Raw genomic sequence first — 1,541 nt, forward strand, 5'->3', positions numbered from 1 at the left:
GCCGTGGCGGCGCTGAGGTCGCTGGCGGAGAAAGCGGCCGACGACGTCGGAGGCCCGGGTTTCCAGGAGGCTGTCGCGTTCGCGTCCGGGGTGGAGGAACTTTCCCGGACCCTGGATTATCTCCAACTGGCCGCCGCTGCCGGGCTGGACGCGGCCCGGAACGATGAACCCGCGAGCCCGCAGGGCTGGACCACCGGCTGGGCAGCCGACGCCCAGACGGGCTCCGGCACGGACACGGGCTCCGGCGCGGACACGGGCTCCAGCACGGTGGAGGCGGGGAGCGCGCGGGGCGGGGAGTTCAGGTCCACGGCCGAGCATCTGCGGTCGTTGCTGCGGATCAGTGCCGCCGACGCCAGGCGCCGGCTCGCGCTGGCCCGGGAGCTGTTGCCGGGCCGGAGCCTCAGCGGACAACCGGTCCCTGCAAGGCACGGGGAAACGGCCGCGGCGGTGGCGTCCGGGGTGATCGGCTCCGCCTCGGCCGGGGTCATCACGATGGCCGTGGCGAAGGTGCGTCCGCTGTGCGCCCCGGAGAAGGCCGCGGAAATGGAACACGCCCTGGCCCGGACCGCGGCGGAAAACGACCAGGACTTCCTGGCCAGGGTGGCCCGGCGCTGGGTCGAGGCGATCGACCAGGACGGCCCGGAACCGTCCGAAGAATCCCTCCGCCACCACCAAGGAGCGTTCCTGCGCCGTCCCAAGCACGGCCTCGCGCACGTGGAAATCTTCGCCACCGCCGAGCAATACGAACAGCTGCTCACGGTCATGAACACCGCCGCCAACCCCCGCACCCGCACACCCCAAGGCACCGAACCCCAGAGCACAGCACCCCGCGGCACAGTACCCGCCTGCACGGAACCTTCCGGCGGTTTCTTCGCCGATTCGACCCCCGATTCCTGCGCCGATCCGTCCGGCGGGGCGCCGGAGAGTACCGGGCCGCTGGACCGGCGGTCGAGGGCGCAGAAGCTCCTGGACGGCCTGGTCGGCGCCTGCCGGCTCGCCCTGGCCACGGGGTCGCTGCCCGCCACGGGCGGCCACCGCCCGCAGATCCTGGCCACCATCGACCAACGCGACCTCTTCCCCCAAGCAAGCCGGCAGGACCGCGCCACCGGGTCCTTCGGCGCCACCGGGTCCTTCACGTTCACCGGGCCCGTGCCGGCCGGGACGTTGCGGAAGATCGCCTGCGACGCGGACATCATCCCCGTGGTCCTGGGCGGTGAGGGCCAGGTCCTGGACATCGGACGGGCCTCACGGGTCTTCCCGCCGCATATCCGCAAGGCCATCACGGCCCGGGACAAGGGCTGCGCTTTCCCCGGATGCACCATGCCGGCCCCGTGGTGCGAGGCCCACCACATCGAGTACTGGTCCCGCGGCGGAGTCACGAGCACCGCGAACGGGACCTTGCTCTGCGGCCATCACCACCATCTGATCCACAAGGAAGACTGGCACATCCAGGTCCGCAACGGCATCCCCTGGTTCATCCCGCCACCCCACACCGACCCGCAGCGGAAACCCCGAAGAAACCACTACTTCCAAATATGAGC

Annotated in this window: 1 protein-coding gene; it reads left to right on the forward strand. The window is 71.3% G+C overall.

The annotated features are described in order from the left end of the window. A partial coding sequence (locus BMF89_RS11725; RefSeq protein ID WP_253190797.1) for an HNH endonuclease signature motif containing protein occupies positions 1 to 1,539 on the forward strand: 1,539 nt, incomplete at its 5' end. Positions 1,540 to 1,541 lie beyond the last annotated feature (2 nt).

Origin of the sequence: Arthrobacter sp. SRS-W-1-2016, from assembly GCF_002009585.1 — a bacterium.
Taxonomy (GTDB): Bacteria; Actinomycetota; Actinomycetes; order Actinomycetales; family Micrococcaceae; genus Arthrobacter; species Arthrobacter bambusae_A.